The organism is Sulfurimonas sp. ST-27 (assembly GCF_048081595.1).
Taxonomy (GTDB): domain Bacteria; phylum Campylobacterota; class Campylobacteria; order Campylobacterales; family Sulfurimonadaceae; genus Sulfurimonas; species Sulfurimonas hydrogeniphila.
On sequence record NZ_CP182226.1, the window covers coordinates 2,106,193 to 2,133,113 of the forward strand.

Consider the following 26,921-nt stretch of genomic DNA (forward strand, 5'->3'; position numbering starts at 1 on the left):
TCAAAACTAGAGCCCAGGTTACAAAAAATTATTACTAAATAGATATAATAATCAAAAGAAACAGGAAAAACATGATAAAAAAAGAACTCTACATCGGTGTTATGAGCGGGACAAGTCTTGACGGCATTGACATTGCTCTGTGTGAAATAGATACTGCAAACTGCAAACTCCTTGCGGCACAGGAGTATCCTTTTCCAGACGAATTAAAAGAAGAAGTTCTCAAACTTACAGCCAATTCTGCCACTTTAAGACAAATCGGAGAATGCGACAGCAGACTCGGGCTTCTTTTTGCAGAGAGTATCAATGATTTTATAAAAAGCAATGCTTTACATCTAAAGAGTATAGTTGCCGTCGGTCTGCACGGACAGACACTTTGGCACGAACCTGATTCTTTGTATCCTTTTTCCATGCAGCTAGGCAACGCAAACATCGTTGCAGCCAAGACAGGCATCACGACTGTGGCGGATTTTAGAGGCAAAGACATAGCAAACGGCGGTCAGGGAGCGCCTTTTGCCCCTCTTTTTCATCAGTTTTTATTTGCCACTACACAAGAGCATACGGCAGTTGTCAACATCGGAGGGATGGCAAACATCTCTTTGCTTTTTGATACTTTTGGCGGTTGGGATGTCGGTTGCGGGAATGTTTTGATGGATGTGTGGATACAAAAAACTCAGCATAAAAGCTATGATGCAGCAGGAGCATTTGCAAAAAGCGGCGAAGCAGATGAAGAACTGCTCAAAACAATGCTTGACGATGCCTATTTCAGACAAAAACCGCCAAAAAGTACAGGCAGAGAGTATTTTAATGCCGCATGGCTTGAAAAACAGCTGCAAGATTTTGCATATTTATCCGATGCACAGATACAAAGAACTCTGCTCGAGCTTACCGCCCGCTCCATTGCCAATGACGTCAATGCCACACAGGCGACACAGCTCATAATTTGCGGCGGCGGCGTAAAAAACAGCTTTTTGATGCAACGGCTCTCAAATCTGTGCCATGCCAAAGTGATTGCAAGCGATGCCCTCGGGATCAGCAGTGATTTTTTAGAAGCCATGGCATTTGCCTGGTTTGCAAAAAAACGCCTGCACAAAGAGCCGCTTGCCCTCGCCAAAGTTACCGGTGCCCAAAAAGATTCCATAGCAGGAGCTATTTATGCAGCAGATTAAAGCCTGGTTGCAAACCACTCCCTATAAAGAGTATGCCATCGCAGTTGCCTCGGCTGATGCAAGTTTTAGAAAATATTATCGGCTTTCACATAAAAATCATTCTGTTATTTTGATGGATGCCTCTTTGGAAAAACACTCTTTGTCACCCTTTGTAAACATCACGGCAAGGCTCTTACATGTAAAGGTCAAAGCACCGAAAATTCTTTCGCAAAATCTCTCGCTCGGGTATTTGATTCTGGAAGATTTCGGCTCTACAAATCTGCTGGATGTACTCAAGCGTGAAAACTTTAAAAGCCTGTATGAAAAAGCCATTGATGCAATAATACAAATGCAAAGTGCCGATACGAAAAACCTGCCGCTGTATGACAAAAAATTTCTCCATACAGAGATGGATTTAATGCAAGAGTGGTATCTGGAAAAAAAGCTTGCTTTACATGTAAACAAAGAACAAAAGAGGCTGATATCTTCTACCCTTGAGGCGATATCCGGCGTTGTATTGTCTCAGCCGCAAAACATTTTTGTACATCGTGATTTTCACTCGCGAAATATTATGCTCACAAGCAAAAATGAACTCGGTATAATTGATTATCAGGATGCCATGAGCGGGGCACTTACCTATGATCTGGTTTCGCTGTTAAAAGACTGTTATATTTCTTTTGAACGCAAAGAGATCGAGGCGCTGGCACTTTTATTTGCCCGTAAAAAGGGTTTACATGTAAACAGTGAAGAGTTTTTAAAGTGGTTTGATTTTATGGGATTGCAGCGGCATATAAAGGTGTTGGGGATTTTTTCGCGTCTGCATTTGCGTGACGGTAAGGAGGGATATGTAAAAGATATTCCGCTGACACTGCGTTATGTTATTGAAACAGCTTTACGATATGATGAGACAAAAGAGTTTGGGAAACTTTTACGGAAACTCAGCCCAGACTGAAGTCTGGGTTCCATTAAGTTAAATGATTTTCCCGGAACCCGTACTTTCTATGCTAAAGCATGACTTAGAAAAAAACTAAATTTTTTTCTGTAGCGCGGGCTTTGTGTCTTTCAAGACGAATAGCCAGGTTAAAACCCATAAAAAAGGAGAGCATATGATGAAAGCGATGATACTTGCGGCAGGTCGGGGTGAGCGCATGCGTCCTTTGAGCGATACTCTGCCAAAGCCCTTGTTACATGTAAAGGGAAAGGCGCTGATAGAGTGGCATATTGAAAAGCTGGCTCAAAACGGTTTTGAGGAGATCATTATCAATATTGCCCATCTTGGCTATAAAATCAAAGAGTACCTCGGAGACGGCTCACGGTGGCATGTCAAAATTCACTACTCCGATGAACAAAACAGCGGAGCCCTCGAGAGTGCCGGCGGTATCAAAAAAGCACTGCCGCTTTTAGGAGATGCGCCTTTTTTGCTTGTCAACGGTGATATATTCTGCGCATATGGATTCAATCCGAACTTCAAACTCACCGACGTGCTTGCCCATCTTGTTTTAGTACCCAATCCTGTACACAATCCAACAGGAGACTTTGGACTCCAAAACGGACTTGTAACAAATAAAGACAAAACAATGTACACCTTTTCCGGCATAGGCTACTACCATCCGAAACTCTTTGAAAACGAAGCGTTACAAAAAAGCCCGCTCGCTCCGCTTTTGAGAAAAAATATCGACAAAAATCTTGTCAGTGGCGAAGTATTTAACAAAATGTGGCATGATATAGGCACACCACAAAGGCTTCAAGAAATCAATGAAAACTAAACTGATATTTTTACTTTTGTTAAGCAATACACTCTTTGCAAAATATGACAACTGCAATTTTACAAACAGACATTATGAAGATATTTGCAAAAAAGTCGTCAAACACGGCGTCAGTTACAAATATGCCAACCAATTTCTACTCTCCTATTTTAAAACACAAAAGTATGATGAAATAACCTGGAAATACATACAGCCTTCAAAAATAAAATACCATAAAGAAAAAGAGAAACAGGCAAACAATGTACTGATAAAATATGTTCCAAAAATGGTAAAAAATCTTCAAAAATACAAAGATGTTTACGACTATGCCGAAAATAAATATCATGTCAACCGTGAAATCATTGCCGCCATTTTGCTCAAAGAGACAAAACTCGGCAAAATAAAACCGACACATGATGCCTTCATTGTTTTCAACACTATCGTAACACGCACAAAACCCAATACCCACCGAAACAAGTGGCTCTTAAAAATGGGCAAAACAAATATGGCTTCCATTATTGAACACTGCTACAAAAAAGGTGTCAAACCCGAACAATGCAACCTTCCAAGCTCCTACGCCGGAGCTGTCGGCATCCCGCAGTTTATGCCAAACAGTTTTATCTACACAGACAGCTACAAAGGCAAAGTCGCAGACTTGAGTAAAATGGAAGACGCCATCCTCTCTGCTGCGAAGTTCTTACATGTAAAGGCAAAATTTGACACACTCATTGACTGGAAAAAAATGCCCGATATTCCAAAAACAGAACAAGAGTGGTACGCCTATGCCTACAAATACGACAATGCATCGTTTTGCTATGAGAGAAGCAGCAAAAGCGGCAAAGCATACCAATGTTTCAGCAAAGGCAAAAAGCACCTGCAGTATATGAGAAAATATGTACAAAAAATTATGCGTTACAACAACTCGTCAAACTATGCCGTCGGCGTCATTCGATTAGCCTATGATGCTCACACTTTACTAAAAACTGAATAATTTGCTACATAGGTGGCATTAAAAAAAATCAAAAGCTGTCATAATTCCTTCACCTTAAACAAAAAAACAAAAGGAGTCAGAAATGGCAGTAGTAGGATTTACAAAATTACAAGAGATTTTTAGAAAAAGTGCATCTTTGGATATTCATAAAGGACATGCGAAAGAGGTCACAGATATAGTGGAACAGAAGTTATATGATATGCTCATAATCGCTCAAAAAAATGCAAAATACAATGGTCGTGATGTTATCTGGGTGGCAGATATGCCGATTACAAAAGGGTTTGAGGAGACTGTCGAAATTTTTAAAAAACTTGAAGCAGAAATAGATGCAAAAGATGTTGCGCAAACGCTTAGCTTTTATCCACCGGTTTTATCACTTGAAATTGAACTTGAAAACAAATCACGAACTTATCAGTAAAGCACACAAAGTTCTCAATATTACAATGCAATGTTGAGAAAATACAAGGTGTTTATTCCCCGCCTTGTATCTGTGTTATCAGTACAAGTTCCAGGCTTCCACTCACATAATTGGCAAAAAAAGTGAGTGTCTCCAGATCCTGCGGGGTAAAGTCTGTTTCTTTGTTAAGCAGCTGCATCACGCCCATTACATTTCTCTTTGAATCAAATACAGGAACTGTCAGCATGTTTTCGGTCAGATAGCCGCTTTTTTTATCTATGTGCTGTAAAAACCGCTCGTCTTCATAAGGTTTGTTCACTATCTGCGGTGTCTTGCTTTTATATGTGGCGCCAACTATCCCCGCATCCGCACTAACAACGATTTTTCCCATTCCGTCACTGTGTGTCGTCCAGAGTATCTCATCATCACTGTCCACAATAAATATAGAACATCTTTGTGCCTCTGCAAGAGATTTTGCCTCATCACTTATCAAAACAATTGCATCATCAATCACATTAGTTGTCATCAGTTTTTTACCGAATTCGGCAATTCTCTTTAATTGTTTCATATTAATCCACTCTCTTTTCTTGATCTAAATACGTATGCAGCAGTTCTAAAAATCCGCTGACATAATGTGCAAAAAATATCATAAAACGGACATCTTCTTCATCAAATCCTTCTTCTTTGTTTAAAAGTTCCATCACCCCGATAATCTCTCTTTTGGAGCTGAATATTGGTGCTGTTATGATATTTTTTGTAATATAACCTGTCGCCGAATCAATTTCGGGCAAAAACTCCGGATGGGCATAGGCATCATTTGCTACAACAGGTTTCTTTGCCTTGAGTGTATACCCCACCAACCCTTTATCTGCACGAAGTGTTATTTTTTTAACTTCATCCGCCAGGGTTGTCCACACCTCATTTGCAGCAGCATCATATATAAATATAGAACACCGCTCAGCACCTATGACATCTTTGACATATTTTGCAATCAGAGGCAGACCATCTTCAAGAGAATGTTTTGTCAACAACTCTCTTGCAAACTCGGCAAGTTTTAATGATTTGTTTTTATATTTCATTCCAAAGCCCTCTTTATTAATCAATTGCAACTATTATAGTGTAAAATTCTACTAAAAAAAAGGAAAGAGAATGAGTAAATACACTATTTTACACAATCCGAGATGTTCAAAATCAAGAGAGGCGCTTAAAATATTAGAAGAAAACGGTATTGCTGCCGATGTTGTCAAGTATCTTGACGAACGTCCGAGTGCCGCACAACTCAAAAACATTATAAAAATGCTCGGACTCCAAAGTGCAAGAGAGATGATGCGCACAAAAGAAGCAATTTACAAAGAGCTTGATTTGCAAAATGAAAAAGATGAGGAAAAACTTATTGCGGCAATGGCAGAACACCCAAAACTGATAGAACGTCCGATAATTATAAAAGATGACAAAGAGGCAATCATCGCCCGTCCGCCAGAAAAAGCAAAAGAGTTTTTAAAGAGCTAACTGCTCTATGCTTACTCTTTTATCATTCATTTGGCTCGTATGTTTTGCTGACATTTAAGCACAGTTAGTTTTGTAATCTAAAAAAGACTCTCAACTTAAATTGTGTAAAATAAAATTTTTGAGGATGCTAACAGGGAGCGCGAGTGCGTGATTGCCATCTTTGAAAATGAGTTTTCATGGATACTTGTTCGCTCCTACTTGATAGAATCAACTCTTAGTCTCCTCATTTTTGTTATATCTTTGTTACTTTACACCCTAAAAGTGGAGATTTACGTACAAGGGTGGAATTTCTATGTCTTTCTTGATTTCCAATAGTTAGGTTTTCTTTGAAGTTGCATAACTGCTAAAATTATTATTTCATCATCTTTTTGATAGTAAACTACACCAAAGGGAAAGCGATTTGTTAAACATCTTCGAATATCTTTATCAAGCTTTTGCCAAGCATCTGGAAATTCTATAATTCTTTGGATTGTTTTGTAAATTTCATGTGCAAACTCTAAACCCAAATGAGTTTGACATTCTTCATAATAATTTACTGAAGCATTAAGTTCAGCTTCTGCATCAGGATGAAAAAAATATATCATACTATGCGTTTAATCTTTGAAAAATTTTTTTAAAAACTTCATCCCCGTTAACATGTGAAACTTGATTGGTTTCTATCTCATCTCTACGTCTATTTACCTCTTTAATCCATAAAGAATCTATTGCAGCATTTGAAGGTGTGATACTTGCCAGTAACTTATCAACAATTTTAGTTTTTAAATCTATCGGTAAAATGTCTATTTCTTCAAATAGTTGTTCTTGTTTTAAGGTTAGCATAATGAACTCCATTTTAAGCATATACTACTATTCTAACAAAATAATAGATGCTTTTCTATTAAATTTAAAATCTATTTTCGAAAAACAATGATAAATTTTCTTAAGTAGCTTAGATATAACAACTAAGTTCACCAATAAATACCCGCAAGGCATGGCAATTGTCTTCCTATTTCTAAAGCAAAAGAGTTTTTAAAGAGCTAACTGCTCTATGCTCACTCCGTTATCTTCCAAAAACTTTGAGATGGTTTTGGAGTGAGTATGTTCATACTCTTTGGCATATACAATGCGTTTGATGCCACTGGCAATAAGATTTTTGCTGCATTCGCTGCAAGGTTCCAAAGTGACGTAAATTGTTCCGCCCTCAATGGAGATGCCCTTTCTCGCCGCCCAGATAATCGCGTTCATCTCTGCATGAATTTCGTATGTCTTGCTCCACTCATGGTGCTCTTTGGTGTATTCGTCGTTCCAGTGATCACAGCAGTTCGTATAGCCTGCAGGCGTTCCGTTGTAGCCTGTGCTTAAGATGCGTCCGTCTTTGACAATGACAGCACCGACCTGTTTTGAAACGCATTTGGATGCTGAGGCTATTTCTGAAGCTATGTTTATAAAATTTTTATCGCTGAGCATAGTTTATTTGGGCAGTCTGATAATGTTGATATCTGCATTGTCACGAAGCCGTGCAAAATAGTCACTCAAAACCGCTTCACGTTTTTCTGCCATAATCGCATTGATGATCTGCGGTTTCAGCTTTTTCAGATCCACTTTTTTTGATTTTGTTGTCGACTTTACATAACAACACATAAAACCGCCTCTGCCGTCAGGCAAAACCGGAGTGAAATGGTCTGGGGGTGTTTTTTCCAAGATTGCCGCAAGCTGTGGTGGAATTTTATTGTAAGGCAATACCTGCTCCTGTGTCTTGATATCGGGTGCATAAAACATTGGATTGTCTACTTTTTCCTGCAGTCGGCTTTTGTCTTTTGATTCGTTTATGATGACAGAAAAAGATTCGGGATGGTTAAACTGCTTTTTGTGCAGCTCGTAATACTCTTTTATCTCTTCGTCAGTCGGTTCGGAGAGTGATGACATTGCAATGGCAACATAAAGCTTTTGGCTTAAAAGTTTTTGTTTTATTTTTTCTTTGAACTCGGTAGAACTCAAGCCACTTTGTTCTCTCACAGCATCATACAACTGACTGATTGTCAATCCGTTTGCTTCAGCCATTTTTTTAATATCATCATACACTTCCGTACTTGAAACCGAAATATCTCTTTTGGCAATTTCAAGGGCTTCAAGTTTTTTACGAATAAGGATGTCGGACGCTTTTTTTGCATCTATATGCGCCTGCTGCATCTCTTTTTCAATATCAAGCAGAGTAATTGCTTTATCTTCTACAACAATTGCGACACCATCATAGACTTCTGCATTTACTAAGCTTGCAAGCATAAGTAATACGAGTAATTTAAACATAAAAATCCATTTTGTTAATTTTAATAGAGTATTTTACCAGCCTTTAACCAACAATTGCCTAAAATTGCAAGAAACTTCTTATGTAACCTTAACTTAGAGGGCAAATTCTCCTTGCCAGTCTGAGCCTCACGCTAAGTTTACATAAGAAGTGAACACTAACACAAGAGGTATATCATGGTTGTTACTCGTTTTGCTCCATCTCCTACAGGCTATCTGCATATTGGCGGTTTACGCACGGCTCTTTTTTCTTATCTGTGGGCAAGAAAGAACAAGGGAAAGTTTCTTCTTCGCATTGAAGATACCGACAAAGCAAGAAATTCTCAAGAGGCAACAGAAGCCATTTTAAAAGCATTTGAATGGCTTGGACTTGAAGCAGACGGAGAAATCACCTACCAAAGCAAACGTGAAGATATTTACAAAAAATACATACAGCAGCTGCTTGATGAGGGCAAAGCCTACAAATGCTATATGAGCAAAGAGGAACTTAATGCTTTGCGTGAGCAACAAATGGCAAACAAAGAACGGACAAAATATGATGGCAGATACCGTGACTTTTGCGGAACTCCTCCCGAAGGTGTTGATCCTGTCATCCGCATCAAAGCACCTCTAAGCGGTGAAATAGTCGTGCATGACGGTGTCAAAGGCGATATCTCGTTTCAGGCAGAAGATATTTTGGATGATTTTGTCATTGCCCGTGCAGACGGAAGTCCTACCTATAACTTTGTCGTGGCAATAGACGATGCTTTGATGGGTATCAATGAAGTAATTCGCGGAGACGACCACCTCTCAAACACTCCTAAACAAATCGTCGTTTATGAAGCGCTCGGATTTGATGTTCCGAAATTTTACCATGTCCCTATGATTCACAACGCGCAGGGCAAAAAACTCTCAAAACGTGACGGTGCGACAGATGTCATGGCATACAAAGAGATGGGATATTTACCACAGGCACTGCTTAACTTTCTTGTGCGTCTTGGCTGGAGCCACGGAGATCAGGAGATTTTTTCTATGGATGAGATGAAAGAGCTGTTTGATCCAAAAGACATCAACAAATCAGCCTCCATTTACAATACGGAAAAACTCGACTGGCTCAATGCCCACTACATTAAAAACACACCTAATGAAGAACTGACGGAACTGCTCGCTGATTTTGGCGTGGTACTAAGTTCACACGATAAAAAAGAGATTTTGCTTGACGCCCTTAAAGAACGGGCAAAAACCCTCAAAGAGCTGGCAACGCTTATCAATGAGATAGTGACAACACCGCAGTCATATGATGAAAAAGCGGTCAAAAAAGCCTTTAAAGGCAATGCGATTGAAATTCTTGAACATTTTGCAAACAAACTTGATGAAGCAAAAGAGCTGCACCTGCCAAGTGACTATCATCATGTGATGGAAGCCCTTATCAATGAGATGGAAATCGGTTTTGGAAAAATCGGCAATCCGCTTCGTGTGGCACTGCTGGGTAAAATGAGCGGTCCGGGACTTGATGTCGTTATGTCTGTCATCGGAAAGGATGAAACCATCCTTCGTATTGCCAGAGCCATAGAAGCCAATATATAATGGCTTCTGTGTTTTAATTTGTCTCCGGTAAAATAGGCACAGTCACTATATCTTGCGATAATTTCCCGGTTAAAGATTGTAAAAACAGATAAATACTTTCTGTTTCCTCTTGCGATAAATCTACCCCTAACTGCACCTTTGCCATTATTTTTACAGCTTCTTGCAATGATGCAACACTGCCATCATGAAAATAAGGGGAAGTCATTGCAACATTTCTAAGTTGCGGTACCTTAAAGAGATATTTGTCTTCTTCTTTTTTCGTGACATTGTAGCGACCTTCATCAATCTTCTTGCTTTTGGTATACTCCCAGTAAGGCGCAACAACTCCAAATTTTTGCAGCATTGTACCGCCAAGCAGTGCTCCTGAATGACAAGAGGCACAGCCTGTTTTTATAAATGTTTTAAGCCCCGTTTTTTCTTTTTGTGTCAAAGCATTTGTTTTGCCCTCTAAAAATTCGTCAAACCGTGAAGGTGTTGAAAGTGTGCGCTCCCATGCTCCAATCGCCTTTGCATAATTGGCAACGCTTATCGGCTTCGTATCATTTGGAAATGCTTTTTTAAACAAAATACGGTATTGTTCAATACTTTGCAGCTTCTTTTCCACCCACTCGTTAGAAGGTGCGCCAAAAGAACCTTTTCCGAGCAATGCCTTTCTTGCCTGCTCTTCAACATCTTTTCTGTCTCCGCGCCAATGCTGAGAAACCTGACCTGCAGCATTGAGGACCGTTGGTGCATTTCTTGGATTCAGTTTCCCAAAATTCCCTCTTGATTTTTCAAGATTATCTGCTCCGTAATAACTAAACGGATGGCATTTGGCACAACTCGTTGTTCCGTCTATAGAAACTCTTTTTTCATGAAAAAGCATCTTTCCAAGTCTGATTTTTTCCGGCGTCATGGTATATTGCGCAGAAGGAAATGTTTTTGGCAATGGCGCAAAATTTTGTTTTGCCTGTTCTAACAGGAGAGTGTCTGAAGCATAGAGGGATGATATAACAACTGATAATGAAAAAATCATTTTCTTCACGGAGAATCCTTTTTTTAGTAAAGAGCATACTTTCATTAATAGAAAAATATTATCTTTTAAGAATTATTTAATATTATTGCTTAAAAAGAACTTATTCAGCTATAAAATCCGTCTATTTTCAAAATATCCCCATTAAATATCATCTCTGTAGACATCCGTCATATCAAAATCATTTTCCGGTTCAATGGTAGGGATTGCATCCAAATCACTTGGGTCCACTTCCACTGCTGAGAGATTATAATCTTTTCCCTGATAAAACCTCTGCTCTTTTGCATATTTTTGTTCTTTTTGTATCTGTTGCTGAATATGCTTTTGTGTAATATCATCCCCGTTAAGCACCATTACATGTAAGCCGGCAAAGACAACTGCCAATAATATTTTCTTCATAACCTGTCCTTATCTATTTTTTCACAATATATTATACCTGAAATATCTAAAAACATAAAAAAGTTAACTTTAGAGTCTGCTTTTTTGAGATATAATTCTTTTATGAATCAAAAACCTGTCACTATAAAATCCATCTTTGCATTAGCGCTGCATAAAAAATCTTCTCTGATAAACGGGCAGATTTTGACCATTTTGGCTATCATCGTCAGTGTTCCCATTCCTTTGATGCTGCCGGTCATGGTAGATGAAGTCCTGCTGCACAAGCCGGAGTATATTGTTCCAACTATTGACAAATTTTTAGGGAGCGGTTCTGCTTTTTATTACATAGCACTTGTTGCCTTTGCCGTTATATTTTTACGTTTTTTATACTATTTTCTAGGTGTTATCAGTACAAAAATATTTACGCAAATATCAAAATATGTCACTTTTATGATACGTTCACGTCTTTTAAAACATCTCCAAAAAACTTCCATGAATGCCTATGAGACCCTTGGAAGCGGTGCTATTACGGCAAATCTTATCACCGACATCAATACCCTTGATGCATTTATTATGAGCAGTGCTTCACGTTTTGTTGCCTCTGTTTTAACCCTTCTTGCCGTCGGTATCGTGATGATTGTTATCAATCCTGTTTTGGGCATACTCATACTTTTTGTGCAGCCGCTTATCATGTTTGTCAGCAAGAAAATGTCCGCACGCGTGGGAGAACTCAAAAAAGAAGAGAACCAGGCAATTGCAGAATTTCAGGAAAATGTCGGCGAAACGCTTGATCTGTTCGGGCAGATAAAGGCCAGTAACAAAGAACAGCATTTTTTTGGCAAAGCGATAGAACAGGCAAAAAAAATTCAGGATACTTCCAATGAATTCAGCTTTAAAAGTGTCGCCTATGAAAAACTCTCTTATACAATCTTTTTAAGTGTTTTTGAACTCATTCGCGCTTCAGGACTTTTGCTTGTAGCCTACAGTGATCTGAGTATCGGTATGATGTTTGCCATGTTTGGCTACATCTGGTTTATCATGACACCAGTCCAGGACATCCTCTCCATGCAGTACAGTTATGCCTCCGCCAAAGCTGCTTTAGAGCGTATCAACAAAGTCCTAACACTCAAAACAGAAACGAGCGGGGAGAAAAAACTTACAACAAAGAGCGTTGATATTTCTTTGAAAAATATATGCTTCAGTTATGCCTCAAGTGATAAGTTCATTCTTAAAGAGATAACTTTTGATGTCAAATACGGTTCAAAAACAGCGCTTATCGGTGCAAGCGGCAGCGGCAAAACAACCCTTGCTCAGATTATTGCCGGTTTTTATGAAAAAACATCCGGCGAACTCAGATACAACAATATCCCCACAGAAGAGCTGGACAAACACTCCGTGCGCCAAAAAATATTTTTAGTGTTGCAGATGCCTATACTTTTCAATGCTTCTTTGCGTTTTAATATTACAATGGGACATGAAGATGTCACTGATGAAGCAATTTACAAAGCTCTTGAAATCGCACAGCTTCAAGATATGCTCCAAAGTATGCCAAGCGGGCTTGACACCCTCGTCGGGCATCACGGCATACGCCTCTCAGGCGGGCAACGACAAAGACTCAGCATCGCCAGAATGATAATTGCAAATCCGAGTGTCGTCATTTTTGATGAATCAACTTCTGCACTCGATGTACACACCGAAGCCAAACTCTTTAGAGCACTCGCTCCCCTGCTTGAGAAAAAAACAGTCATTACCATCGCCCACAGACTCAGCACTGTTAAAAATGCCGATATGATTTATGTCCTCAATGAAGGCGAAATAGTCCAACGCGGTACGCATGAAGAACTTGAAGAACAAGAAGGGCACTACAGTGAATTTCTCAAGGAGCAGTTGTTATAAAAAAGATAAAACAGGCACAGAAAGAACTTTTGGCATGGTATGAAAAAGCAGGCAGGCATGAGCTTCCCTGGCGAAATACACAGGACATTTACCGTGTATATCTCAGCGAAATCATGCTCCAACAAACACAGGTCAATCGTGTACGGGATGAATACTATCCTCAGTTTTTGGAAAAATTTCCCACACTTCAAAGCCTTGCAAATGCACCGCTGGATGATGTTTTAGCGGCATGGAGCGGACTTGGGTACTATTCGCGTGCAAGAAACCTTCATAAAACAGCCCGACTTTCACCAAAATCTCTGCCGACAGACTACAAGGAGCTGCTCTCTCTGCCCGGCATAGGGCAATACACCGCAAGTGCCGTTTGCAGTTTCGGCTGCAATCAGAATATTCCTGTTGTCGATACAAACATAGCAAGAGTGCTCAAGCGTTATTTTGCCCTCTTGCATGTAAAGGACAAAACAGTTTGGGAATACGCACAAAAACTCCTTAATCACAAAGACACCAGAAGCCATAACCTTGCCCTTATGGATTTGGGTTCGCTTGTCTGCCTGCCCAAAAACCCAAAATGCGAAGAGTGTCCGCTACAAAAAACCTGTCAGGGAAAAACAGAAGCGGAGTTATATACAAAAACCAAGAAAAAAGAGTATGAATCACTCGAACTTTTTTACGGTATTTGCATGCAAAATGAAAAAATAGCCCTTACCCCGGCTACAGGAAACATGTACAAAGGCATGCTTGAACTTCCTGCCGTCGACCCGGTAGAAGAAGATTTTTTAGGCAGTTTCAAACACGCCTACACAAAATACCGCCTACATGTAAAGCTCTACACACTCGACTCTTTTGAAGGTGGCATCTGGGTAGAAACAAAGGCCTTGCACAGCGCTCCAATCTCCTCTTTGACAAAAAAAGCGCTCTCAACAGTTTTCAAATAGAACAACTTTGTTTCTTCCGCTCTCTTTTGCTTTATAGAGGGCATTGTCCGCACTTTTATAAATATATTTCACTTCACCCTCGCGTGCATCAGAGAGATAACATACGCCTATAGATATAGTAAGCACTCCATACTTTTCATTGTAAAGATGCTCAATTTTCAGGTTTTGCACCTCTTTGCATATATTTTGCAGGTGTCTAAAGGCTTCCTCTTTTGTATAGGCACTGCAGACAAAGCCAAACTCTTCTCCGCCCAAACGGAAAAAGAACTCATTGGCACGCTGTGTCAGTTCTGTGATTTTTGCAGTAATGCTTTGAAGTGCCTCATCCCCTGCATCATGCCCGTAGTTATCATTGTAGAGTTTAAAATTGTCCACATCCATAATCGCAAAACAAAAACTCTCACGGGTTCTTTTTGCTCTGTTTAGCTCCTGGGGAAACACTACATTAAAGTACCGCCTGTTGTAAATATTTGTCAGTGCGTCCTGCATGGACAAATCTTCAAATTTATGCCGAATATTATATATTTCTGTTATATCATTTAATGTCACCATCATATGCATTTTATTCTCTTCATATATCTTTTTGGCATACACAGAAAAATAGTATTCCTGCTCCAGGTAACATATTTTTATGATTGGCTCTTCCTCACCCAGAACATCTTCCACCCATTGCATTTTTGTGCTGTTGATGGTATCACCATGGCATGATGCACAAAAAAAGTCACAAATACATTCATGCTCTCTTTTAAACTCTTCCAAAGAAGCATACTCTTTGAAAAATTTAAAAAATGCCTCATTCGCCCGGGTAATACTGTTGCCGGTTGTAATAATGATGATATTGGGACTCTTTTCAAAAAGCGTCTCCAGATAAATCTCTTTTTTGGCATGTTCTGCTTCGAGCAGTTTTGTCTGCTGGAGAACTTTGAGCTCAAGCGTATTGCTTAGCCTTTCATAACTACTGCTCTTTTTTTGTAAAAACCTGATGAGAAAAAGAAGGACAAGTGTAAAAACAGTAAATAAAAAACTTACTGCAAAAAACTTGAACCAGACGCTCTGTATCTTCTCTACATAGAAAGAAGCGTCTATATCAATGGCAATCTCTTTATAAACATAATAAAGCCTTTTTTTTTCGCTCTCAAGCCTGTAAATAGGTTTTTTTGAAAGATTTGCTCCCTTTTTTTGCACCTTTGGAGTCACTGTATAGTAAAAATCGTTTGTTTGGTATTGTTTCAAGAGGGTTTGTACAAGCAGACTGGGATCAACTTTTTTAAAGGCATCACCTTCTTTCACATAAAAAGTTCCAATCTCGGCAGGAAGATTACGGATATTTTCTATCTCTTCGTAATGTTCCCGTGCATCTTTGAGTAAATTGTCAGTATAGTTTTTTTGTGCCTCTACAGCTATCATGTAGAAGTATGCTTCTATAAAAACCCATACAAGCAAAATGGTAATCCCAATCATAAAAAATTTATTTTTTGAGTTCTTCATACAAATAGCTTATAGCAAACAAACTGAAAGCTATGTTAAGGAATAAAGCTAGCTCTCTTCTATCTTGATATCAGAAGCGACAATGTACAAAGGCGCATTGTGTACATGTAACATTGTACTTCCGCTTCCAAGGGCAAAGCCATAGAGGTTGTTTTCTTTGATAAGTGTTATCCCAAAGCCCATATCTAAAAAAGAGAGGACATGGTTTTCCAAAATTCTCGAAGCATTGATACCGCTAAAAGTAATTTTAACAGTGTGAATATCCTCCCCCTCGTCATCCTGCACCACAAGTGTCACAATTTTTGTATCGGGCAGCTGTTGTATTGAACGCAGTTGTTCATGCTTAAAATGGTTGTACTTTTGCAGTAATTCTTCTATCTCTTTCATTTTTTCCCTTTTTATTAAAACAACATCTTAACAATAAAAGGCTTTCTCACCGCTTCGTTGGCTGAGTTAGCGTAGACATAAGTACCTATCCAAAAGAAACAAAACTCACAAACACTACACATTAGCATGCTATACTTTGAAAACTAAAAAAACAGAGGAATAATTTATGAAAACAGTGATACTGGGTATTTTCCTACTTTGCTCCGGAGCACAGGCAGTCAGCCTGAGTGAAATTATTGACATCTCTTTGGCAAAAAAACCGTCGCTGGAAGCTATCAATGAAAGAATTGAGGCAAACAGATACAATATAGCAGTCTCCGACCAATTTGAAAACCCCCAACTGCTCATAACAAAAAATACACTCAATTCTTCGCAGGCGATGAGTCAGTCTGTGGTGACATTCAAACAAAAAATTCCTTTTTACAATAAACGTGAAACCAACAAAAAAATTGCAGAAGCGGAAGATGCTTTGTTGCAGGAAAAACTAAATGCAGCAAAAACAAAACTGGTTGCACAGATAAAGAGTGAAGCCTATACCATTTGGAAACTGAATGAATTGTATAAAATTATTGATGAGTATGTCACACTGACACAGCAAAACATTGATCTGTACGAATCCTACACAAGTATTGATGAGAACCAGCATATCGGAATAATGAAAGCGGAACTCTCCCTCTCAGATCTGCAAATCCAAAAAAGTGTTTTGCGTGAAAAAATCAATGCTGCCTATGCAAGACTCTCCTATCTGGCCTCATTTAAAGTACACCATTTGGATATAAATATACAAATGGGGGAAAAACCGGATTTGGGACAACTGCAAAAATCTTTAGCAGAGAACCCGGATATTAAAATAAAAGACAAAGAGATTCTCAAACAAAATGCAAAGTTAAAAATGGCAGATCTCAACAACTATCCGGACATTAATCTCATCGCAGGCTATGCTCTTCGAGAAAATTTCAACAACTATTTTAATTTTGGTTTCGGCTTGAGCCTGCCTATATACGGCACGGAAGACTACAAAGAAGAAGAAGCACGCGCCTTGGTTCTCTCCGCTACAAGCCAAAAAGCAGATACTCAGATATCTGTCAATGCCGAGCTTGAAGCCTATTATGCGCAAATGCTCTCTTCTTATGAAATATATCATATTATTCAAGATGAAGCCCTTCCCCAGGTTGCTCACATGTTTGAGCTTTCAAGCTCTTCCATCTCTGTCGGGGCTGATTTGTTCAAATATATAGATGTCCTGTTTCAAAAACTTGATTTGGAACAAAAAAGTATCAAAGCCGTCGCAAACTACAACCTGGCACAAGCCAAAATAGCACAACTTAAAGGAGAATTACAGTGAAAAATTTAAAATTATTACTACTTTTGCTGCCGTTGATGGTATCGGCAAAAGAAGCATCGGTGGAACAGCTTTTTTCAGTTCAGACCGTCAAGGTACAAAAAACAAAAACAAGCCACAGCAAAAAAAATTACGGTTTTGTCAAAGCAAATGAAGCGAGAGTGTATGAAGTGAGTCCCCGTTTTGGAGGATTTGTCGAAAAACTTTATGCCGACAAAATTTACAAATATGTCAAAAAAGGCGAGCCTTTGGCAGTTGTCTACTCTCCTGAAGTATACAAAGCAAAAGAGGACTATGTCAACTCGTACAACTACACAAAAAACAGACCAAACAAAGGTATGCTCAAGAGTGCAAAGCTGAAACTTTCTTTGCTGGAAGTCGCGCCAAATGAGATTTCTCAAGTTATAAAGATGAGAAAAGTATCACCGAACACAACAATCTATGCACCGCAAAGCGGTTATATCTTTATGAAAAATATCAATGAAGGATCTGCTTTTAATGCAAAAACAAATCTTTTTGAGATAGTCAATCTTGATGACGTCTGGGTTGAGGTAAAGGTCTTTGAAGATGATGTCAAATGGCTCAAACATGCCAATGACTTTCGTGTCAGTTTTAAAACAACCGATAAAACATACGAGACGCATTCAAAGTTTCTTTATCCAAATCTGAGTCCAAAAGAGGCAACGCTCACTATGCGACTCACTTTGGCGAACAAAGACCATACACTTTTTCCGGGAATGTATGCGGATGTAATTTCAAAAGACAAGGCAAAAGAGTATCTGACACTGCCGCAGAGTGCGGTTATCTTAAAAGACGGAAAATACTATGTTTTTGTTGTCGGAGAATTTGAGGGAGAGTATGAACCGATGGAAGTCAATATCAAACCGCTCAATAATGAAACATACATCATAACAAGCGGACTCAATGCCGGCGATGAAGTTGTCAACAATGCCCTCTTTATGATGGACAGTGATGCGCAGATAAACGGGCTTTACTAAAACATGGAGTCTTGTATGAAGAAATATTATGTATGCTATAATACAAAAAAAGGAGTATATGATAATGCTATCATTACAAGATATTAAACAAAATATACTTTTAGTCAAACCATATATCAGCAGTAAATATAATGTAGACTCTCTTTTTATCTTTGGATCCTATGCACGTCAAGAGCAAGGAGAAGAGAGCGATATTGATATTTTAGTCGATTTTAAAAAAATACCGGATTTACTTGCTTTTATAGAGTTAGAAGAGTTTTTAAGTGAAAAACTACAAACGCAGGTTGACTTAGTACCAAAACGAAAATTAAAAAAACAGTTACGAAAAGATATTTTACAAGAAGCTATAGCTATATGAAACGCAACTATAAACTTTTTTTAGAAGATATTAGTGAAAGAATTGAAAAAATCAATAAATACACACACAATATGACATATGAAGAGTTTATTCAAGATGACAAAACAGTAAGTGCCTGTATTAGAGAGATAGAAGTTATTGGTGAAGCCACAAAGCAAATTCCACAAGAGATTACAGAACAATTTACACAATTACCCTGGTCACTAATGGCGAAAATGAGAGATAAACTAATTCACTGGTATTTTGAAATTGATGAAGAAATTGTTTGGAATGTTACAAAAAACAAACTTCCAAATATAAAAATTGAAATAGATAAAATTATCAAAACAATATAAGATTTCTATCTTACTGTATTGCCATTCCAAAACAAACTGTTCAAAATTTTCTTTAGTCTAATGCTTCGCGTACTTCTTTTGCTACTTTTTTCTCGTCTACAAAAAAGAGAAGCAGTCCGCCGAGAATAAAAAGAATAGCGACAGAAGCAATCGAGAGTCTTGAATTATGGCTAAAGAGTGCGACAAAGGCTACTAAAAGCGGCCCTATGATAACTGCAAATTTTCCAAGAAGATCATAAAATCCGAAAAATTCTGCCGCATATTTTTGCGGTATCATCTTTGCGTAATAGGAACGGCTTAATGCCTGAATACCGCCTTGAACAAGCGAAATAAGCAGGGCCAATATGTAAAATTCATAGACATCCTCCATCATCGCAGCATAAACAATAATAACAATATAGACAGCAATGCAAAGATAGATGACTTTTTTCGTATCCCAGATATCGGCAAGTTTTGCCACTATGAGTGTGGCAGGAAAACCGACAAACTGGACAATAAGCAATGCCAAAATAAGCTTGCTGCTGTCAAATCCAAGCGCCATTCCGTAATCAACAGCCATACGGATAATAGTGTCCACCCCGTCAATATAGAGCCAGTATGCCACCAAAAAAAGCAAAAGTCCTTTAAGACTTGCCACTCTTTGAAAGGTTTTTTTCAAACGCAGATACCCTGCAACCAATAAAATATTTTTCTGCTCTTTGTCTCCCTTCTTCTCCTCTACAAAAAGCAAAAGAGGCAATGAAAAAACCGCCCACCACACTGCAACACTGACAAAAGAAGCTTTTATCGCCGCAGCCTTGTCTTCAAAACCGAAAAAGGCGGGTTCCTGTACCATAAAAACATTCAAGGCAAACAAAATACCGCCTCCGAGATATCCAAGGGCAAAGCCCAGGCCTGAAACATAGTCAACATTTTTATCATTACTCACAGAGGGAAGCAAAGCGTCATAAAAAATATTTGATCCCATAAAACCGATATTTCCCAGCGTATAGACAAGTGCCGCCATCTGCCAGTTTCCCTGCTCGACAAGAGCCAGTGAGGCACTCATCAAAATACCCAAAAATGCAAAAAGAAACAAAAAACGCTTCTTGAGTGAACCTGCATCAGCCACAGCCCCAAGCAAAGGCGCAAGAAGCACTACCACAAAACTCGAAATTGAATTTGCAAATCCGAGCTGCGCGGTACTCACAGTCACCTCAGTTCCCACACTGTAATAAGACTTGAAAAATATAGGGAAAAACCCAGCCATAACAGTGGTTGCATAGGCAGAATTTGCCCAGTCATACAGTGCCCAGGAGTATATAGATTTTTTATTATTGTTTTTCATATCCTAATTCTATAAGAAAATATATTAAGAGAACCTCTAAAAATCCTGATTGTCTCATACTATTTCTCACAAACACTACACACTAGCGTGCTATAATTTTCAAAACTAAAAAAATGGACAAATTATGATAGAAAAACTCATCGCTTTTAGTATAAAAAACAAGTTTATTGTTCTTTTGGCGGCTTTTGCTCTTGTCGGTGCTTCTATTTGGAGTATGAAAAACACGCCTTTGGATGCTTTGCCTGACTTGTCTCCTCCTCAGGTCATTGTACAAATCAATTGGGCAGGACAGTCTCCTGAAATTGTCGAAGATCAGGGAACCTATCCGCTTGTTGCACAGTTTTTGGCTATTGCCAATATTGATACGGTACGTGGATACTCTACCTATGAGAACGGTCTTATCTACATCATTTTCAAAGAGGGAACAGATCTCTACTGGGCACGAAGCCGTGTTCTTGAACAGCTTGCTTCCATTCAGTCGCAATTGCCGGCAAACATGAATGTATCCCTTGGTCCCGATGCCAGCGGTGTGGGCTGGGTGTATGAATATGCCCTCAAATCAAAAACAAAGAATCTTGCCGAGTTGCGTACCCTCCAGGACTATTACTATAAATATGCGCTTATGGGTGTTGACGGTGTCAGTGAAGTAGCAAGTATCGGCGGATTTATTCCTACCTTTCAGGTGACAGTAAACAATGACAATCTGGTTCGCTACAATCTCAGCATACAGGACATCAAAAGAGTATTGGCCAAGAACAACAATGATACAGGCGGGCGTATCGTCATTAAAAACGGATATGAGTGGATGGTACAGGCCAAAGGCTATATTAAAAACCTTGATGATATCAGAGGACTTGTTGTCACAACAAAAGCCGGTACACCTGTAAAACTCGGTGATATTGCACGGGTAGAACTTACCCCTGCACCGCGTCGCGGTCTGGCAGACTTAAACGGCGAAGGCGAAGTTGTCGGCGGTATCGTTATGGCACGTTACGGCGAAGATGTTTATACAATGATTAAGCGTGTTCAGGAAAAAATGAAAGAGCTTAAAGTTGAGGGTGTGGATGTTGTCACCGTCTATGACCGTTCAGGTCTCATTGACAAAGCGGTAGACACTTTAAAAGATACGCTTATTGAGGAGAGCGTTATTGTTGTCATCATCATTGGACTTTTCTTGATGCATTTTCGCTCTTCGCTTATTGTCATTATTGTTCTGCCTTTAACAGTCGGTTTTACCTTTTTGCTGATGAAAATCTTTGGTATCGGCTCAAACATTATGAGTCTTGGAGGTATTGCCATTGCCATAGGTGCCATGGTTGATGCCTCCATCGTCATGATAGAAAATGCCCACAAAATGCTGCACAAATTTGAACACAAAGAAGGAAGAATCCCGACAGAAAAAGAGCGCATTGCTATCATACTCAAGTCCTCACAGCTTGTCGGGCGTCCGATATTTTTCGCACTTGCACTTATTGTCGTATCATTCCTGCCTATTTTTGCACTGACAGGTCAAGAGGGACTGTTGTTTACTCCGCTTGCCTTTACCAAAACATTTGCAATGGCTGCAGGCGCACTGCTGAGCATCACTCTGGTCCCTGCACTGATGATATTTTTTGTCAAAGGCAGAATCCTGCCAGAGAGCAAAAATCCACTGAACAGATTTTTCATCTGGCTCTATCGTCCAATTATTGTCTACGGCCTCAAAGCAAAATATCTTGTCATTGTTCTTGTTCTACTCTCTCTTGGTTACATGTATCCGCTTTACAAGAGTCTGAAATGGGAATTTATGCCTATGCTCAATGAGCAGACATTCATGTATATGCCTGTTACCCCTTATGGTATCAGTATAGACCAGACAAAACAGCTTTTGCAAAAAACAGACAAGATTATCAAAAGTTTTCCCGAAGTAGAAAATGTTTTTGGCAAAGCCGGGCGTGCAGGTACGGCAACGGATCCTGCTCCTCTTGGTATGCTTGAGACTATCATCACGCTCAAACCAAAGTCCGAGTGGCCCAAAGGCATGACCTATGACAAACTGCGTGAAGACATGGAAGCCGCTTTGCAGGTTCCGGGACTGACAAATTCCTGGACCTACCCGATTCGCGGTCGTATCGATATGCTTTTAAGCGGTATCCGAACCCCTATCGGTATCAAACTCTACGGAATGGATGCGGCAGGTTTGCAAAAATTCGGCAAACAGATAGAAGACAAACTGCGGGAGTATGACAAAACCCTCTCCGTATTTGCAGATCAGGCAAGTGCCGGATACTACATTGACATTATCCCTGATGAGGAGAAACTTGCCCGATACAACATGACAAAAGATACGCTCTTGGAGTACACAGCTTTTGCCATCGGGGGCATGAAAGTTTCAACAATGTACAAAGGTCTTGAACGTTATCCTATCGCACTGCGTCTGGAAGACAATGAGAGAAGAAGCCTTGAGTCCATCAGAAACATACAGGTCAAAACCAAACTTGGCTTTGTTCCTCTTGGTTCACTTGCAAAAGTGGCTTACAGACAGAGCGCTTCTGTCATAAAAAGCGAAATGGCAGCACCTGTGACCTTCATTTATATCACACCAAAAGAGGGTATCAGTGCAACAGAGTATAAAATAGGCGCACAAAAGTTCATCAATCAAATCAAATTTGATCCGGGATACTATATAGAATGGGCGGGACAGTCAGAGTATCTTGATTCTGCTATGAAGCGTATCATCTGGATTGTGCCTGCTGTTCTTGTTGTCATCTTTTTACTCATCTATATGGCACTCAAAAAACCGGGACCGACAATTATTGTCTTTTTCACTCTGCCTTTTGCACTCTTAGGCGGACTTATCTATATAGACATCCTCAACTTTGCCATGAGTATAGCCGTTATCGTCGGATTTTTGGCACTCCTTGGAGTAGCCGCGGAAACAGCCATCGTCATGATAATTTATCTGCAGGAAGCGGTGGATGAATATAAAGCAAAATATGGAAAAAACTTTGGAATCAAAGAACTCAATGCCGCAATTTATGAAGGAGCTGTACAAAGAGTCCGTCCAAAACTTATGACGGTGTTTGCTATTTTGGCAGGTCTGACACCTATTATGTATACCCACGGAGTAGGAAGCGAAGTCATGCAGCGTATTGCCGCACCTATGCTTGGCGGAGTTGTCAGTTCAGCTGTTTTGAGCCTTGTCATCATTCCGATCCTGTTTGAAATCTATGCAAAACGACAACTTTCCCAAAAAGAGGATATTTAATCCTCTTTTTTATTGCATCGTACTTTTTATATTTTGGACAAATTCTGTAATGTCATCATGCAGATCCTGTAAATCTGCTTCATGCTCTACCTCATCGGCCAGTATCTGAGAAACCATATCGTAAGTGATGATATCCTTGTCTTTGACAATATTGGCAAGTTCCGAATAGGTACTGATTGCACACTGTTCTCCTTTTATAGAGTCTTCAAGGATGGCAACCACATCAAAGTTTTTTGGCTCTTCATAGCCGCAGTTTGTATGCGTAAACCACTCTTGCGGATTCAGAAGCGGTGTACCGCCAAGCTGTATGATTCTGTCGGCAACCATATTGGCATGTCTGAGTTCATCATTTGCATGCTGTGTCAGCTCCGCAAATGCCGCATCTTTCATAATGCCTTTAATCACTTTTGCTTCTATAAAATACTGATAATAGGCCAGCCACTCATCAGCATAGGCTCTGTTAAGCAACTTCACCACTGTTTCAGGTTCTATGCCTTTAATAATCGAATTTCCTCGTGTCATAATATTCTTCTCCTCTGATTTGAATTACCTCAAGTATAAGGCAACTCTTCTTAAAAGAAAATTATTATTATTTAAAAAGAAGTGTGAATTGTGTTCCTTTTCCAAGTTGGGATGTAACATTGACTGTGATACCATATGCATTACATATCTGTTTCACAATGCTCAGACCCACACCGAATCCGCCTGCTATATCTGATTCACGTTTATACATTTCAAAAATTGCATCAAGTTTTTTTTGCTCTATACCGACACCCTCATCTGCTATAACAAAGGCATTTTTATCAAGTTTTATGCTTATTTTTGTTTGGGGAAGAGAGTATTTGATGGCATTTGAGAGCAGGTTGGAAAACAACAGTTCTGCCCGTGAGGGAATTATATGAAAATAACATTCTTCAAGCTGACTCTCTATTTTTATATTTTTTGCATTTGTAAGTTCACTGTAGTAACCGATAGTCTGCTCCAAAATATTTTTAAGATTCACATCCTCTGCTTCTTGCTGTTTTTGATTAAAATTTAAAAATGTCAGTGACTTATAGATACTCTCAAGCTGTTTTGTGCTTATAGAGATATTCGTCAGTATTTTTTTATCATAAACTTTTTTCTTGATTGCCCGGCTCGCACTCATTTTCAAAGCGGTTATAGGAGTATTTAACTCATGCGAGACATCCTGAATGAAGCTCTCTATCTGCTCCATTCTCTGATGCACAGGTTTCATAAACAGTTTGGCAAGTATGACAGAGATGAGGACAATAAAGAAAAAACCCACACTCATAGCCAAAAGGACATTTTTTTGCAGTTCGTGCAGCTGTTTGAAATACTCTTTTGTTCTGACAAGGACATATTCAATATTCAGATGTTCCTGCGGTGCATCCGAAACCAGAACCTTATAACCGTTTTTCTCATAATATCCTGTTTTAAAACCCGCAGCTTCATTTGCACCAATCAAACTGTATTCATACCCTTTTTCATTTGGGAGCTGTAATGTTGTCCCTTTCATCTGTGCATTAATTATGAGTCCTGAAAGTTTGTCGGCGATATGGTTGAGCTTATAATAGGTTGCACTCTCCAAAGAATTTTTCTGTGCACTGTAGTACCAGTATCCTGAGAGCAAAACAAACAAAAAGGAAGAAACAAGATAGAGCGTTACAAAAGAGTAAAAAGACTTTTTTTCCAATTCATTCAAATTTGTAGCCCTCTCCCCGGATATTGACAATATGTTCTTTGCCTATGTATTTTCGCAGATTTTTTACAATGGTACGAATAGCATCATCACTCGGCATATCTTCATACTCCCAAAAATTTTGCAACAGTTCGTCAGAACTTACCACACGATGACGGTTTTTATAAAAATAATGCAAACAGTCACTCTCTTTATGTGTCAGTTTGATCATTTTTTCTGGCGTTTTGAGTATATGTGTTTTTGTGTCAAATATGATATGTTCATCCAGTTTCACCAGACTTTCCAGTCCAAAATGCCTCTTAATATTTTCTATACGCTGTGCCAGCTCTTCCAAATCAAAAGGTTTTTTTATAAAATCGTTCGCGCCTGATTCAAAAGCGGATTTGAGATACTTTGTATCATGAAAAGCGGTAATGAAAATAGCCGGTGTTTCATCATGGAAGTCTCTCAGTTCCCGCAGTAGTGAAATACCGTCGCCATCCGGAACATTAATGTCAAAAATATACAAATCAAATTTTTCATTTTCCGAGAGTTCAAGTGCCTGTTTCATACTGTAAGTCTGCACAACCTCATATTCGTCTTCCAAAAAATCAACCAAAATGTTTGCCAGTGCCGTGTCATCTTCAAGGAGTAATATTTTCATTTTTCGTTTATAAGTATATCTTCAGTCGTTTTTTTAATGATGGGTAATCTTGTTTTTATTACATCTTCCACTATATACAGGTCCACACCTTCATAATCATGCGCTATAAAATTTCTTAGTTCGTAACTTCCTTTTATATCCTCTTTTGCAAACTTTGAAAGTATCTCAAGTTCACCGTTATGAAGTAATTTATCAAACTGTTCTGAAATGGATGTAAGATGCATAAGTATAGCTGCTCTTGCATTTTGTTCGTCTTCTAACGCTTTCTCAATAGAGCCGTTTTGTTTCACTATCTCCTCTATAAAGAGAATCTTTTTTTTTATAACTTTTATTCTCTCTACAGATTTTTGACTAAACATATATAAGCTCCTTTTTGATACTCTCTTTAAATGGACTGTTGCTGTCTAAGTCAAAAATATCTATATTTCTATGAAACTGCTTTCGTATTTTTGATTTTATCGTTGCTACTGTATCAAAGTAATCATAAGATGTGTTTGTCTGTAAGAAATTTTCATCTTTGGATATGGCAATGTCAATATCACTGTAAACTGTTTGTGTCTCTTTTGCAAAACTCCCAAAAAGAGCGACTGAGCTGATGCCATTTTTGTAAAGTTCAGGTTTTATCTGTTTGAGATACTCTATGATATTGTTTTTTGTCGCTTTCATAAGACAGATTATAGCATATCTGTGCCACTAACATCCTAACTCTGTGTTATAAGCTCTTTTATCGCCATGCTTACATCTCCAAGACAACATCCGCCGCTTGGGTTCAGCACTTCACAGGCACAGCCGGGATTTTTCATTTTTGCTTTGATGTCTTCAAGTGCTGTTGTTTGTCCTGTTGCCTCTAATTCCGCTTTTATTTTCTCTTTGCTCCAGCCAAAACAGTAGCATACAGTAGCCGGAGTTGCTCCTTCTTTGAGTCCGACGACAATGCTCATATCATCCTGTGTCAGTATCTCATCGCCCCGAAAATAGACTGCTTCGCATGCAGCTGTTTTACAGTAGTAAAAACCGTCAAAACAGGAAAGTTTTGATTTTGCCTCCTCTGTTAAAAGATGCTGCAGTGTTTTGCCCAGCACCCCTTTGGCTTTTTCTCCACATATCGGACAGGCAACTTTGCCTTTTGGCTGAGGCGTACAGCAGTTATCACCTTCATTTTTTGTTCTAAACAGATCTGTCATGACTTATCCTTTTTAAAAAGTCAATTATATATTTTTCCTGTGTAATCTTTGTG

Annotated in this window: 31 protein-coding genes; 14 read left to right on the plus strand and 17 right to left on the minus strand. The window is 39.0% G+C overall.

What is annotated here, in order from left to right; genetic code table 11:
- Positions 1 to 71: 71 nt before the first annotated feature.
- The 5 genes from ACM66U_RS11040 (at position 72) to ACM66U_RS11060 (ending at position 4,299) form a co-directional block, all read left to right on the plus strand.
- Complete coding sequence (locus tag ACM66U_RS11040) at positions 72 to 1,166, plus strand: anhydro-N-acetylmuramic acid kinase (protein WP_418640764.1); 1,095 nt, start codon at positions 72 to 74, stop codon at positions 1,164 to 1,166.
- On the plus strand, positions 1,153 to 2,097 hold the full coding sequence (locus tag ACM66U_RS11045; protein ID WP_418640765.1) for an aminoglycoside phosphotransferase family protein: 945 nt from the start codon (positions 1,153 to 1,155) through the stop codon (positions 2,095 to 2,097). Before ACM66U_RS11040 ends, ACM66U_RS11045 begins: the two co-directional genes overlap by 14 nt.
- A 154-nt stretch (positions 2,098 to 2,251) precedes the next feature.
- Positions 2,252 to 2,911: an N-acetylmuramate alpha-1-phosphate uridylyltransferase MurU gene (murU, locus tag ACM66U_RS11050; RefSeq protein WP_418640766.1), complete on the plus strand. Its 660-nt coding sequence runs from the start codon at positions 2,252 to 2,254 to the stop codon at positions 2,909 to 2,911.
- Positions 2,901 to 3,881: a lytic murein transglycosylase gene (locus ACM66U_RS11055; protein ID WP_418640767.1), complete on the plus strand. Its 981-nt coding sequence runs from the start codon at positions 2,901 to 2,903 to the stop codon at positions 3,879 to 3,881. Before murU ends, ACM66U_RS11055 begins: the two co-directional genes overlap by 11 nt.
- Positions 3,882 to 3,963: 82 nt before the next feature.
- Positions 3,964 to 4,299 (plus strand): DUF1931 family protein, encoded by a 336-nt coding sequence (locus tag ACM66U_RS11060; RefSeq protein ID WP_418640768.1) that lies wholly within the window; start codon positions 3,964 to 3,966, stop codon positions 4,297 to 4,299.
- 52 nt (positions 4,300 to 4,351) lie between these two features.
- Here the strand turns inward: ACM66U_RS11060 and ACM66U_RS11065 are convergent, their stop codons facing one another.
- Positions 4,352 to 4,846, minus strand: a complete 495-nt coding sequence (locus ACM66U_RS11065; protein WP_418640769.1) for a GAF domain-containing protein — start codon at positions 4,844 to 4,846, stop codon at positions 4,352 to 4,354.
- A gap of 1 nt (position 4,847) precedes the next feature.
- Positions 4,848 to 5,387, minus strand: coding sequence for a GAF domain-containing protein (locus ACM66U_RS11070; protein ID WP_418640770.1), 540 nt, complete (start codon positions 5,385 to 5,387; stop codon positions 4,848 to 4,850).
- A 40-nt stretch (positions 5,388 to 5,427) separates the two neighbouring features.
- On the opposite strand from ACM66U_RS11070, the gene arsC reads away from it, so the two are divergent.
- The gene (gene arsC / locus ACM66U_RS11075) at positions 5,428 to 5,787 is read left to right on the plus strand and encodes an arsenate reductase (glutaredoxin) (RefSeq protein WP_418640771.1); all 360 of its coding nucleotides are present in this window, start codon (positions 5,428 to 5,430) and stop codon (positions 5,785 to 5,787) included.
- A gap of 290 nt (positions 5,788 to 6,077) precedes the next feature.
- Here the strand turns inward: arsC and ACM66U_RS11080 are convergent, their stop codons facing one another.
- The 4 genes from ACM66U_RS11080 to ACM66U_RS11095 all read right to left on the minus strand — a co-directional run bounded on the left by ACM66U_RS11080 (position 6,078) and on the right by ACM66U_RS11095 (position 8,073).
- Positions 6,078 to 6,371, minus strand: a complete 294-nt coding sequence (locus ACM66U_RS11080) for a type II toxin-antitoxin system RelE/ParE family toxin (RefSeq protein WP_151899366.1) — start codon at positions 6,369 to 6,371, stop codon at positions 6,078 to 6,080.
- A 1-nt stretch (position 6,372) separates the two neighbouring features.
- Entirely contained in the window at positions 6,373 to 6,606 is a 234-nt protein-coding gene (locus tag ACM66U_RS11085; RefSeq protein WP_188110013.1) for an addiction module protein, read from the minus strand.
- A gap of 189 nt (positions 6,607 to 6,795) precedes the next feature.
- A complete protein-coding gene (locus ACM66U_RS11090) occupies positions 6,796 to 7,233 on the minus strand; it encodes a deoxycytidylate deaminase (protein ID WP_151899364.1) in 438 nt (145 codons plus the stop codon).
- 3 nt (positions 7,234 to 7,236) lie between these two features.
- Positions 7,237 to 8,073, minus strand: coding sequence for a peptidylprolyl isomerase (locus tag ACM66U_RS11095; RefSeq protein ID WP_418640772.1), 837 nt, complete (start codon positions 8,071 to 8,073; stop codon positions 7,237 to 7,239).
- A 174-nt stretch (positions 8,074 to 8,247) separates the two neighbouring features.
- Between ACM66U_RS11095 and gltX the strand changes: the two genes are divergently transcribed.
- A complete protein-coding gene (gene gltX / locus ACM66U_RS11100) occupies positions 8,248 to 9,636 on the plus strand; it encodes a glutamate--tRNA ligase (protein WP_418640773.1) in 1,389 nt (462 codons plus the stop codon).
- Positions 9,637 to 9,649: 13 nt separating this feature from the next.
- On the opposite strand, the gene ACM66U_RS11105 is transcribed toward gltX, so the two are convergent.
- The gene (locus tag ACM66U_RS11105; RefSeq protein ID WP_418641418.1) at positions 9,650 to 10,651 is read right to left on the minus strand and encodes a cytochrome-c peroxidase; all 1,002 of its coding nucleotides are present in this window, start codon (positions 10,649 to 10,651) and stop codon (positions 9,650 to 9,652) included.
- A gap of 141 nt (positions 10,652 to 10,792) precedes the next feature.
- Complete coding sequence (locus tag ACM66U_RS11110; RefSeq protein ID WP_151899361.1) at positions 10,793 to 11,047, minus strand: hypothetical protein; 255 nt, start codon at positions 11,045 to 11,047, stop codon at positions 10,793 to 10,795.
- 102 nt (positions 11,048 to 11,149) lie between these two features.
- Between ACM66U_RS11110 and ACM66U_RS11115 the strand changes: the two genes are divergently transcribed.
- Positions 11,150 to 12,922, plus strand: a complete 1,773-nt coding sequence (locus ACM66U_RS11115; RefSeq protein WP_418640774.1) for an ABC transporter ATP-binding protein — start codon at positions 11,150 to 11,152, stop codon at positions 12,920 to 12,922.
- 29 nt (positions 12,923 to 12,951) lie between these two features.
- Positions 12,952 to 13,857: an A/G-specific adenine glycosylase gene (locus ACM66U_RS11120; RefSeq protein WP_418640775.1), complete on the plus strand. Its 906-nt coding sequence runs from the start codon at positions 12,952 to 12,954 to the stop codon at positions 13,855 to 13,857.
- Here ACM66U_RS11120 and ACM66U_RS11125 read toward each other — a convergent pair.
- Both ACM66U_RS11125 and ACM66U_RS11130 read right to left on the minus strand, forming a co-directional pair.
- Complete coding sequence (locus tag ACM66U_RS11125; RefSeq protein WP_418640776.1) at positions 13,840 to 15,345, minus strand: diguanylate cyclase; 1,506 nt, start codon at positions 15,343 to 15,345, stop codon at positions 13,840 to 13,842. The genes ACM66U_RS11120 and ACM66U_RS11125 overlap by 18 nt on opposite strands.
- Before the next feature lie 48 nt (positions 15,346 to 15,393).
- Positions 15,394 to 15,732: a hypothetical protein gene (locus ACM66U_RS11130; protein WP_151899357.1), complete on the minus strand. Its 339-nt coding sequence runs from the start codon at positions 15,730 to 15,732 to the stop codon at positions 15,394 to 15,396.
- A gap of 166 nt (positions 15,733 to 15,898) precedes the next feature.
- On the opposite strand from ACM66U_RS11130, the gene ACM66U_RS11135 reads away from it, so the two are divergent.
- The 4 genes from ACM66U_RS11135 to ACM66U_RS11150 all read left to right on the plus strand — a co-directional run bounded on the left by ACM66U_RS11135 (position 15,899) and on the right by ACM66U_RS11150 (position 18,765).
- Complete coding sequence (locus tag ACM66U_RS11135) at positions 15,899 to 17,077, plus strand: TolC family protein (RefSeq protein ID WP_151899356.1); 1,179 nt, start codon at positions 15,899 to 15,901, stop codon at positions 17,075 to 17,077.
- Positions 17,074 to 18,072: an efflux RND transporter periplasmic adaptor subunit gene (locus ACM66U_RS11140; protein WP_418640777.1), complete on the plus strand. Its 999-nt coding sequence runs from the start codon at positions 17,074 to 17,076 to the stop codon at positions 18,070 to 18,072. The genes ACM66U_RS11135 and ACM66U_RS11140 overlap by 4 nt, the downstream gene beginning before the upstream one ends.
- Positions 18,073 to 18,136: 64 nt before the next feature.
- Entirely contained in the window at positions 18,137 to 18,430 is a 294-nt protein-coding gene (locus tag ACM66U_RS11145; RefSeq protein ID WP_418640778.1) for a nucleotidyltransferase family protein, read from the plus strand.
- Entirely contained in the window at positions 18,427 to 18,765 is a 339-nt protein-coding gene (locus tag ACM66U_RS11150) for a DUF86 domain-containing protein (RefSeq protein ID WP_418640779.1), read from the plus strand. Before ACM66U_RS11145 ends, ACM66U_RS11150 begins: the two co-directional genes overlap by 4 nt.
- Positions 18,766 to 18,817: 52 nt before the next feature.
- Here ACM66U_RS11150 and ACM66U_RS11155 read toward each other — a convergent pair whose 3' ends face one another.
- Positions 18,818 to 20,092: an MFS transporter gene (locus ACM66U_RS11155; RefSeq protein ID WP_418640780.1), complete on the minus strand. Its 1,275-nt coding sequence runs from the start codon at positions 20,090 to 20,092 to the stop codon at positions 18,818 to 18,820.
- A 124-nt stretch (positions 20,093 to 20,216) separates the two neighbouring features.
- On the opposite strand from ACM66U_RS11155, the gene ACM66U_RS11160 reads away from it, so the two are divergent.
- Positions 20,217 to 23,339 carry an efflux RND transporter permease subunit gene (locus tag ACM66U_RS11160; protein ID WP_418640781.1) on the plus strand — a complete coding sequence of 1,041 codons (3,123 nt, stop codon included), beginning with the start codon at positions 20,217 to 20,219 and terminating at the stop codon, positions 23,337 to 23,339.
- Between the two features lie 9 nt (positions 23,340 to 23,348).
- Here the strand turns inward: ACM66U_RS11160 and ACM66U_RS11165 are convergent, their stop codons facing one another.
- The 6 genes from ACM66U_RS11165 to ACM66U_RS11190 all read right to left on the minus strand — a co-directional run bounded on the left by ACM66U_RS11165 (position 23,349) and on the right by ACM66U_RS11190 (position 26,868).
- Entirely contained in the window at positions 23,349 to 23,861 is a 513-nt protein-coding gene (locus tag ACM66U_RS11165) for a ferritin-like domain-containing protein (RefSeq protein WP_230973283.1), read from the minus strand.
- 67 nt (positions 23,862 to 23,928) lie between these two features.
- A complete protein-coding gene (locus ACM66U_RS11170) occupies positions 23,929 to 25,044 on the minus strand; it encodes a sensor histidine kinase (protein WP_418640782.1) in 1,116 nt (371 codons plus the stop codon).
- Positions 25,037 to 25,684, minus strand: a complete 648-nt coding sequence (locus tag ACM66U_RS11175) for a response regulator transcription factor (protein ID WP_151899349.1) — start codon at positions 25,682 to 25,684, stop codon at positions 25,037 to 25,039. The genes ACM66U_RS11170 and ACM66U_RS11175 overlap by 8 nt, the downstream gene beginning before the upstream one ends.
- Positions 25,681 to 26,043 (minus strand): DUF86 domain-containing protein, encoded by a 363-nt coding sequence (locus ACM66U_RS11180; protein ID WP_151899348.1) that lies wholly within the window; start codon positions 26,041 to 26,043, stop codon positions 25,681 to 25,683. The genes ACM66U_RS11175 and ACM66U_RS11180 overlap by 4 nt, the downstream gene beginning before the upstream one ends.
- A complete protein-coding gene (locus ACM66U_RS11185; RefSeq protein WP_151899347.1) occupies positions 26,036 to 26,350 on the minus strand; it encodes a nucleotidyltransferase family protein in 315 nt (104 codons plus the stop codon). The genes ACM66U_RS11180 and ACM66U_RS11185 overlap by 8 nt, the downstream gene beginning before the upstream one ends.
- Positions 26,351 to 26,385: 35 nt before the next feature.
- Positions 26,386 to 26,868, minus strand: a complete 483-nt coding sequence (locus ACM66U_RS11190; RefSeq protein WP_418640783.1) for a putative iron-sulfur cluster-binding metallochaperone — start codon at positions 26,866 to 26,868, stop codon at positions 26,386 to 26,388.
- Positions 26,869 to 26,921 lie beyond the last annotated feature (53 nt).

What these genes read in the sequence shown, in the direction of transcription:
- ACM66U_RS11125 (WP_418640776.1), bottom strand. Translation starts at nt 15,345, where the DNA reads ATGAAGAACTCAAAAAATAAATTTTTTATGATTGGGATTACCATTTTG.
- ACM66U_RS11185 (WP_151899347.1), bottom strand. Translation starts at nt 26,350, where the DNA reads ATGAAAGCGACAAAAAACAATATCATAGAGTATCTCAAACAGATAAAA.
- ACM66U_RS11055 (WP_418640767.1), top strand. Translation starts at nt 2,901, where the DNA reads ATGAAAACTAAACTGATATTTTTACTTTTGTTAAGCAATACACTCTTT.
- ACM66U_RS11175 (WP_151899349.1), bottom strand. Translation starts at nt 25,684, where the DNA reads ATGAAAATATTACTCCTTGAAGATGACACGGCACTGGCAAACATTTTG.
- ACM66U_RS11155 (WP_418640780.1), bottom strand. Translation starts at nt 20,092, where the DNA reads ATGAAAAACAATAATAAAAAATCTATATACTCCTGGGCACTGTATGAC.
- ACM66U_RS11110 (WP_151899361.1), bottom strand. Translation starts at nt 11,047, where the DNA reads ATGAAGAAAATATTATTGGCAGTTGTCTTTGCCGGCTTACATGTAATG.
- ACM66U_RS11130 (WP_151899357.1), bottom strand. Translation starts at nt 15,732, where the DNA reads ATGAAAGAGATAGAAGAATTACTGCAAAAGTACAACCATTTTAAGCAT.
- ACM66U_RS11150 (WP_418640779.1), top strand. Translation starts at nt 18,427, where the DNA reads ATGAAACGCAACTATAAACTTTTTTTAGAAGATATTAGTGAAAGAATT.
- ACM66U_RS11145 (WP_418640778.1), top strand. Translation starts at nt 18,137, where the DNA reads ATGCTATCATTACAAGATATTAAACAAAATATACTTTTAGTCAAACCA.
- ACM66U_RS11080 (WP_151899366.1), bottom strand. Translation starts at nt 6,371, where the DNA reads ATGATATATTTTTTTCATCCTGATGCAGAAGCTGAACTTAATGCTTCA.
- ACM66U_RS11095 (WP_418640772.1), bottom strand. Translation starts at nt 8,073, where the DNA reads ATGTTTAAATTACTCGTATTACTTATGCTTGCAAGCTTAGTAAATGCA.
- ACM66U_RS11085 (WP_188110013.1), bottom strand. Translation starts at nt 6,606, where the DNA reads ATGCTAACCTTAAAACAAGAACAACTATTTGAAGAAATAGACATTTTA.
- ACM66U_RS11065 (WP_418640769.1), bottom strand. Translation starts at nt 4,846, where the DNA reads ATGAAACAATTAAAGAGAATTGCCGAATTCGGTAAAAAACTGATGACA.
- gltX (WP_418640773.1), top strand. Translation starts at nt 8,248, where the DNA reads ATGGTTGTTACTCGTTTTGCTCCATCTCCTACAGGCTATCTGCATATT.
- ACM66U_RS11180 (WP_151899348.1), bottom strand. Translation starts at nt 26,043, where the DNA reads ATGTTTAGTCAAAAATCTGTAGAGAGAATAAAAGTTATAAAAAAAAAG.
- ACM66U_RS11045 (WP_418640765.1), top strand. Translation starts at nt 1,153, where the DNA reads ATGCAGCAGATTAAAGCCTGGTTGCAAACCACTCCCTATAAAGAGTAT.
- ACM66U_RS11160 (WP_418640781.1), top strand. Translation starts at nt 20,217, where the DNA reads ATGATAGAAAAACTCATCGCTTTTAGTATAAAAAACAAGTTTATTGTT.
- ACM66U_RS11115 (WP_418640774.1), top strand. Translation starts at nt 11,150, where the DNA reads ATGAATCAAAAACCTGTCACTATAAAATCCATCTTTGCATTAGCGCTG.
- ACM66U_RS11090 (WP_151899364.1), bottom strand. Translation starts at nt 7,233, where the DNA reads ATGCTCAGCGATAAAAATTTTATAAACATAGCTTCAGAAATAGCCTCA.
- ACM66U_RS11190 (WP_418640783.1), bottom strand. Translation starts at nt 26,868, where the DNA reads ATGACAGATCTGTTTAGAACAAAAAATGAAGGTGATAACTGCTGTACG.
- ACM66U_RS11105 (WP_418641418.1), bottom strand. Translation starts at nt 10,651, where the DNA reads ATGATTTTTTCATTATCAGTTGTTATATCATCCCTCTATGCTTCAGAC.
- murU (WP_418640766.1), top strand. Translation starts at nt 2,252, where the DNA reads ATGATGAAAGCGATGATACTTGCGGCAGGTCGGGGTGAGCGCATGCGT.
- ACM66U_RS11060 (WP_418640768.1), top strand. Translation starts at nt 3,964, where the DNA reads ATGGCAGTAGTAGGATTTACAAAATTACAAGAGATTTTTAGAAAAAGT.
- arsC (WP_418640771.1), top strand. Translation starts at nt 5,428, where the DNA reads ATGAGTAAATACACTATTTTACACAATCCGAGATGTTCAAAATCAAGA.
- ACM66U_RS11165 (WP_230973283.1), bottom strand. Translation starts at nt 23,861, where the DNA reads ATGACACGAGGAAATTCGATTATTAAAGGCATAGAACCTGAAACAGTG.
- ACM66U_RS11040 (WP_418640764.1), top strand. Translation starts at nt 72, where the DNA reads ATGATAAAAAAAGAACTCTACATCGGTGTTATGAGCGGGACAAGTCTT.
- ACM66U_RS11135 (WP_151899356.1), top strand. Translation starts at nt 15,899, where the DNA reads ATGAAAACAGTGATACTGGGTATTTTCCTACTTTGCTCCGGAGCACAG.